Annotated in this window: 6 protein-coding genes; 1 reads left to right on the forward strand and 5 read right to left on the reverse strand. The window is 59.3% G+C overall.

Annotated elements, in window-relative coordinates:
- Positions 1-36: 36 nt before the first annotated feature.
- The 4 genes from AC0QHF_RS11845 to AC0QHF_RS11860 form a co-directional block, all read right to left on the reverse strand.
- Complete coding sequence (locus AC0QHF_RS11845) at positions 37-387, reverse strand: hypothetical protein (protein WP_324704420.1); 351 nt, start codon at positions 385-387, stop codon at positions 37-39.
- 459 nt (positions 388-846) lie between these two features.
- Entirely contained in the window at positions 847-3,093 is a 2,247-nt protein-coding gene (locus AC0QHF_RS11850; RefSeq protein ID WP_324704421.1) for a DEAD/DEAH box helicase, read from the reverse strand.
- Positions 3,094-3,401: 308 nt separating this feature from the next.
- Positions 3,402-3,566 carry a hypothetical protein gene (locus tag AC0QHF_RS11855; RefSeq protein WP_324704422.1) on the reverse strand — a complete coding sequence of 55 codons (165 nt, stop codon included), beginning with the start codon at positions 3,564-3,566 and terminating at the stop codon, positions 3,402-3,404.
- 45 nt (positions 3,567-3,611) lie between these two features.
- Complete coding sequence (locus tag AC0QHF_RS11860; RefSeq protein ID WP_324704423.1) at positions 3,612-4,595, reverse strand: AcrVA2 family anti-CRISPR protein; 984 nt, start codon at positions 4,593-4,595, stop codon at positions 3,612-3,614.
- A gap of 558 nt (positions 4,596-5,153) precedes the next feature.
- On the opposite strand from AC0QHF_RS11860, the gene AC0QHF_RS11865 reads away from it, so the two are divergent.
- Positions 5,154-5,852 carry a hypothetical protein gene (locus AC0QHF_RS11865; RefSeq protein WP_324704424.1) on the forward strand — a complete coding sequence of 233 codons (699 nt, stop codon included), beginning with the start codon at positions 5,154-5,156 and terminating at the stop codon, positions 5,850-5,852.
- A 132-nt stretch (positions 5,853-5,984) separates the two neighbouring features.
- On the opposite strand, the gene AC0QHF_RS11870 is transcribed toward AC0QHF_RS11865, so the two are convergent.
- On the reverse strand, positions 5,985-6,327 hold a 343-nt coding region (locus AC0QHF_RS11870), incomplete at its 5' end, for a hypothetical protein (protein ID WP_324704425.1).

A 6,327-nucleotide genomic window follows, 5' to 3' on the forward strand; every position in this document is an offset into this window, starting at 1 on the left:
GGAGGGGGAAAATTGTTCTAGGGGAAACGCGATGGGTCAGAAGCGGGGTCCGTTGCAGCCGACGGCATCTTTCAGAATCAGTTTCAGCTCCTTGGAGATGGGGAGCGAATCGATTTCGCGGCACAGGCCGGAGCGGGATTCGCCGTCGATGAGGCGCTGTTGGTAAACGCCGACGAGTAGGGCTTCCAAACCGTACTTCGACAGGGCGTCGGAGGCGAGTCCGATGATGCCCAGCAGCACGACGCCGCCGATCATCCCGCCCGGGCCGAGCATCGCCAGCGCCGCGGTGATGGCCGCCGCCCCCGTCAGGCCGGTCGCCGCCATCGCGATCAGGAGGACGACGGCGGGAAGGCCGACCCCCGCAAATTTCCGAATGATTTCGTCCATGATGGTTCGCTCCAAAAGAGTCGTTTGATTGAATGCAAAATATTCGCCACCGCGCAGTTGCGGCATCGGCGCGGACTGACCCGTCGTTTACTTAGATCTCCAAATTGTGGCTCCTATCATGCCGACCCCACAAAATAAAAAGGGTAGAGAAAGATGAACGTCTTCTACGGAAAATCCCCACCCGAAAACCTGAATTGCGAAATTTGAAACCGCCACATTTCCTACGGGTGCGGATGCCAATTGGGAAGACATGAAAAGGAGCCAAAATCCGGTTCCCACCCCCGTCCAAAAACGCCCCGCATCGAGGGAGTCGCTAAAGGTGTAGGCGGAACCCGCAAACACTCCGACAAATTCAAGAATTACTGGCCACATAATCGTTTGGATCTCCGTCGTGTAAATTTTGTTAACGCACGGCGATCGCGCCCCCGCCGTCGGAGGTGAAAGGCGCGATCGCGCAAATCAGGCCCCGGCTGGCAGCAGCAGGTCGTCGTCGCTCATGTCGCGGTCGGCTTTGCGATCGGGGTTGTTGACGAACTCGAAGGTGTAGCCACTTTCCTTGACCCGCATGAGTTCGTCGTACATCGGATAGCTGCCCGTTCCACTGAGCGTCACCCACCCCCGAGCGCGGGTCATGGCGACGAACAGTTGATTTCGCAGGGTGATGCTGTCGTCCTTTTTGGCGACGTTATCCAGCCCGACGACGTAGACCATATCCGCTTCGTTGCCCTTGGCCCGGGCGATGCGGGAAACCGTCACGCCCCCCTCGAACCAGAACGCATCGGGGTCGTTGTCTGGCCATTTGGGTTTCAATTGGTTGAGGCGGGTGCCGCTGGGGATAAAAATCTTGATGTCCCGCTCCATCAAAAATTGGGCGACTTCCGTTTCCAAATCCATCGCGTCCCATTTTTCCCCGAGAACCACGACCAAAATTTGGCGGCTGGGTTCGAGTCCGTCGGTTTTGAGGTTGTACTTGATATTCTCGGCGAGTGCGGCCAGTTCTTCTTGGCGGGAATTGTAGAGTTTCACCTGCATCACGGGTTCGCTCCACAGTTCGGGAATCGGGTTCGGCGAGTTTTTGGGGGGCCGGTGCAGGGTGATGGTTTCGTCCTTTTTGCGAAAGTCGCCCGCCACTTCGTACCCGATCGCCTCCCAGTCTTCTTTCCGGGTGATGCCCGAGATCATCCCGCCGGGGCGCAGGAGTCCCATGCCGATGGCGTGGGCGGCGACGAGGATCGGGCCGGGCGTCCGGTAGCAGCGGTGCATCACCTCCGACTTTTTGATGCCGCCCTTGTGCGAACCGCGAACGAAACTGGCGAAGCCCGCATCCTTGCCGAACAGGTTGGGCGCGGACGGGATCGTTTTGGCGTCCAAACTCTGGGCTTCGTCGTAGGCCCAAATCAGCCGCTTCTGGTTCGGGTCTTTTGGATTCGCTTCTCCCATCGGCCGCAGCGATCGATACGCCAGCCAGTAGATCGCCTGCCGTTCCTGGTGCAGCAAAGCCGGGGGATCGACCACCAAATCCTGACCCTCATCCACGAGAACCGCGTCGAACATCGGCTCGATGTCCCGCCGGTTTTCCTGTAGGTCTTCCTGCAATCGCTTGCAGATGTCCGCCAAGCCTTCGTTGGGTTGCCTGTAATCGGTATCGTTAACCCTCAAAGGAGATTTGTGGTGATGTTCGCAAATGACCCGGTAAAATCCCGGCCGGTCTTTTGCGCCCCAGGCGTGGAGGATGCGGAGTTTGCGTTTGGCGTGGGGATTGTTTTTGTAGCCGATATCGCCGCAACTGAAGTGGCGCATCCACTTATCGACCAGCCCCTCGATTTGGTCGTACAGGGAGCGGGTGAAGAACACCAGGGCGATGTCCCAGTCGGGGTGCTTCAGGTGCATATTGGCGGCTTTCTGAGCCAGGAGGACGGTCTTGCCCGATCCGGCGATGCCGCGAATCCGCTGCGCCCCGGGGGGAATTTCCAACCCGATGTGGCTCTGCTGCAAGTCCAATTCGTAGAGCCGCTGCCGGACGGAGTTGATGACCTCGGCGCGGGTCTTTCCTTTTTTATTGGTGACGCTCGGCCGCGTTTGCTCTTTCCGCAGGACGGTCGTGCCGCCGACGACGGCCAACAGCAGTTCCCACTGGCTCTCGTCGAGGTTTTTGCCGGCCTGAACCGGGGAAGTTTGCTCGATTTTTTTGAGCAGCGTCTTTTCGCCCATTTGGTCTTTGAACAGGATCGGCGGACAGTTGGGCAGGCGGTCGAAGCCTTTGTCCTGCCATTCTTGTTCGGTGACGAGCGGGAGGGCGACCGTCACGCGACCGCGAATCAGACGGCGGATTTCCGACTCGCGATCGCAGTAAGCCAGCAGCGAGTAGAGCTGATCTTCGGCTTGCTGGTAGGGACTGCCGGAAGCCTCATAGAAATTTCGGTAACTCCACAGGTGGCCGCTAACTTCCACAATTTGGTCGATGGTCAGACATTTGACTTCCGCGATGACGATGCCCAGTTCGCGATCGACCATCAGCACGTCCGGCTCCTTGCGGGTTTCGCCGGTTTTGGAAAAAATGGGATACCGCCAGTATCCGATGCAGTTTCGATTCCTGAATGCCTGCTTGAAAGCGTCCCAAACTTTCTGTTCGCACCGCTCTCCGGCTTTGCCGATCGGGTCGGTTTCGATAAAGCGACGGCCGGAATCTTCAATGCCTACTGCCATTAATCAAAGCCTCTGATAGTTCAAAAAAAATTGGTCTACTCTTCCACTCCCCAAACATCCGCCACCGCCGGAAAGTTGCAGCCGACGCGGCCGAATGCACCGCTTCAATTCCCGAAGGAATCGCCCTGTAAAGTGGCGTCGGGTTTTTTTCTCCCACCCCTCCCGCCTGCGGACGTTCGCGGCGATCCGAGAAGTTTTACCCTATCTCCAGCCTACGTTTTTCTCGCGGTTTGGTAATTCGTATTTACACGGAATTTGTGAGTTTTTTCCGCTTCCCCTTTTCCGTGCGTCCACGGAGGTTTTTTTCGTCAACGGTCGCGATCGCGACACGACCCCCCGCCCCCGTTCCGCCCGAGCCGCCCCCGGCCGTCGCTTCCCGGACGAAGTGTTGCAACCTCAAATAGAACTATCGTTTCCGTCCAAAACATCCCCGCCGACGTGCGGATGCCGGAAATGTCAGGGTGCGATCGCATCGGTGGGGATGGGGGGGTCGAGGTGTCGGGCGGACGCGATCGGCGTCAGGATTCGGGGCGGACGAGGGTGGGTTCGATCCAAATCGGCTTCCGCAGCTTCCGCCCCTCGCCGTGCGGCTGCATCCGCCAGTGTCCCCTGCGCCAGAAGGAATCGACGCGCCACTCCCGCGCCCCCTCCCGTTCGCCGGGACGGACGTCGCCCGACCGCTTGATCTGATAGCCGCGCCCGATCCACCGGGGCGACAGCTTCGCCTCGCCTTTGTCCGCTCCCCCGCCGCCGAAGCCCCTGCCGGTCGAAACGGCGGGTTCCTCGGATATCAGCTCGGGCTTGAACGCGATCGCCATCACCGATTGCAGGACGATTTCCCGGAACCGCATCGCCCAGGTGAACTCGGCGTCCGTCCCGATTTGCACCGGCGGCCGGTAGCTCCCGTCCCGGCGGATGCCCCGGAACGAGGCGAAGGCGCTGGTTTTCGAGTTCATCCCCGCCCACGTCACCATCAATCGGTAGTCGGCGTGGCTGGCGAACATCGACGCGCAGTCGTCCAAGTCGGCGGACACGCCCCACCTCGACCCCGAGCAGAACCCCGGCCGGTCCGCGTCCCAGAAGTTGACGGCCGCGAAATCCACGCAGCCGCCGTCGGGGGTGGGGATTGACCCCTCGGGGAACAGCAGCAGCAGGCTGGGGACGGGCGCCCGCAAGTCCGAGAGCAGGTCGCCCTTGTCGGCGATGCTCGTCTGGCAGAACGCCTCGATCAGGTCGGCATCCACGCAGTAGACCGGACCCGATTGCAGCGCCCACAGGGACAGGCTCGCCTGCAACATCTGGGGTTCGAGCCGGTCGTACCGCTGGCGGATGAACTGGCCGAGCAAATTGATTTCGGTCAGGGCGCGGAGGTGGCGCCACTTCAGGTAGGGCCGCGGGATGCGGTAGTCGGGCAGGTCGAACGCGGGCAGGTCGGAATCGCCCCGGCGGATGCGCTTCAGTTGCGCCTCGATGTCGCGGATCAGCTCGCTTCGGGTCGTCATCGGCTTCGCTCCTCTCGTCTCTCTCTCCATCTTCCCGGACGGCGTAGCCCCCGCCTCCCACCCGATGCCGTTCTGCGGGAAATGCCGCGATCGCATCCGTCGCCTACCCACCCGATGCCGTTCTAGGGGAGACGCTTCGATCCCTGCGGTGGCGGACGTTCGACGATTCCCCTAGAACAAATGTGCCATCAAAAAAGCAGCCCCCGAGGACTGCGGCGAATTGAGGATCGGGTCGGAGATGGGGAGGGGGTGACGGCGATCGGTGTGCTGCGCGGAGTCCGGGGAATGAGCCTTCCGTTCTGGGTACCCGGGTCGGGAGGGCGGTTCAAACTCCGGTCGATTCCCCCTTTAACGCACGATGGAAAGGCAACAAAAAGCAGTCCGAGCGGACGGTATCGACGATTTCTTCTCGGAGTTTTAGAGGGTCTTTGTCGCGGATTTTTTTATTACAAATTTTTCCGGATTGTTAAATTAAAAATAAATGATGTTTGCCCTTGTCACGGCTGATTCGGTTTGTTATTATGGGACTCGAACACCCGAGAAATTTCGGAAGCGATTGTGTTTAAAAAAACGATAATTCCCCTAGTCGCAACCGTCCTGACGGGAGCCGTTTTTATCGGAAGTGCCGAAGCCGCTTTAATGAGGACGACATCGGAACTCGGCGGTGAAACATTCCATGTCGTGGTCGATGATGTCAACAATCTCGAATGGCTGGCTTTGAGGCACACTTACGGGCCTCCTGTTACCGTCATCTCTCGCTATAGCCAGTATGGTTTTCGATGGGCGAACGCCGAGGATGTCAACACGATTATCGAGGAGATTTTTCCCGCCTGCACTCCCGGTAAAAGTACATTTGGCTGCTCCGACTACCGCCTGAATTCAGATAACGTCGGCAGTGAGTCGGCGGGTTTTTGGAAAGGCTTTTCATGGCACTTTTCTGACCTGTTCGATACAACCTTCCCGAATTCTGGAGCGGGTTCTGCCGCCTATTTTAACGATAATGAGATCGACGGCAATCAGCACTTGTTTCGCATCTGGCCTTCCGGCGTCAACAACTACGGCTACATGAAGACATGGATTGTCGATCGGTCTGATGACTCATTTGGTTACGGCGGATTCAGGGTGTTTATGGTGAGAGACTTCAACCCCCAACCTCAGACTCCCCCCGCGTCCGTACCCGAACCCCTGTCCGCTTCGGCCATTCTCGCCGTCGGCGCCGCCGTCGCCGTCGGTGCGGTCAAAAAAAGGGCGGTTTGAATCGACTGCCGATCGCGATCGGCGTCTCCACCCGCCCGAATTGTTCCGGGGGAAATGCTTTGAACCCTGCGGCGATGGGAATTCGACCGTTCCTCCAGAACAAATGTTCCAAAAGGTGAAGGGCGATCGCGCTTATCGCCCATCCCTCGCCTCCTGCCTCCGGACGGCGTAGCTCCCGACCTTGCGGTGGCGGGGAATTTTCACGATTCGGCGAGGGGGTGACGGCGATCGGTGAAACGCGATCGCGGTGCGGCGATTCCCGCAGAACGAAATCCCCTGCAACGTTTTACAGGGGGCGCGGCGGTTGACCGAAACATCCACGCCGCCGGACATCTTCACCCGCCCCGTTCCTCGGGAAGCGGAGCGGCATCGCCCCCGAAACCGACGTCGGGATACCGACGTTTGTTGATGTCGATTGATTTCCGAGCATTGGCGGCTATTCGCCGTCGCCCGTCTCCCCCGCCCGTTCGATGAA

It is taken from the genome of Lyngbya sp. CCY1209 (genome assembly GCF_055795065.1).

Coding starts and splice junctions, on each gene's coding strand:
- AC0QHF_RS11850 (WP_324704421.1), bottom strand. CDS start 3,093: ATGGCAGTAGGCATTGAAGATTCCGGCCGTCGCTTTATCGAAACCGAC.
- AC0QHF_RS11860 (WP_324704423.1), bottom strand. CDS start 4,595: ATGACGACCCGAAGCGAGCTGATCCGCGACATCGAGGCGCAACTGAAG.
- AC0QHF_RS11855 (WP_324704422.1), bottom strand. CDS start 3,566: ATGCGATCGCACCCTGACATTTCCGGCATCCGCACGTCGGCGGGGATG.
- AC0QHF_RS11845 (WP_324704420.1), bottom strand. CDS start 387: ATGGACGAAATCATTCGGAAATTTGCGGGGGTCGGCCTTCCCGCCGTC.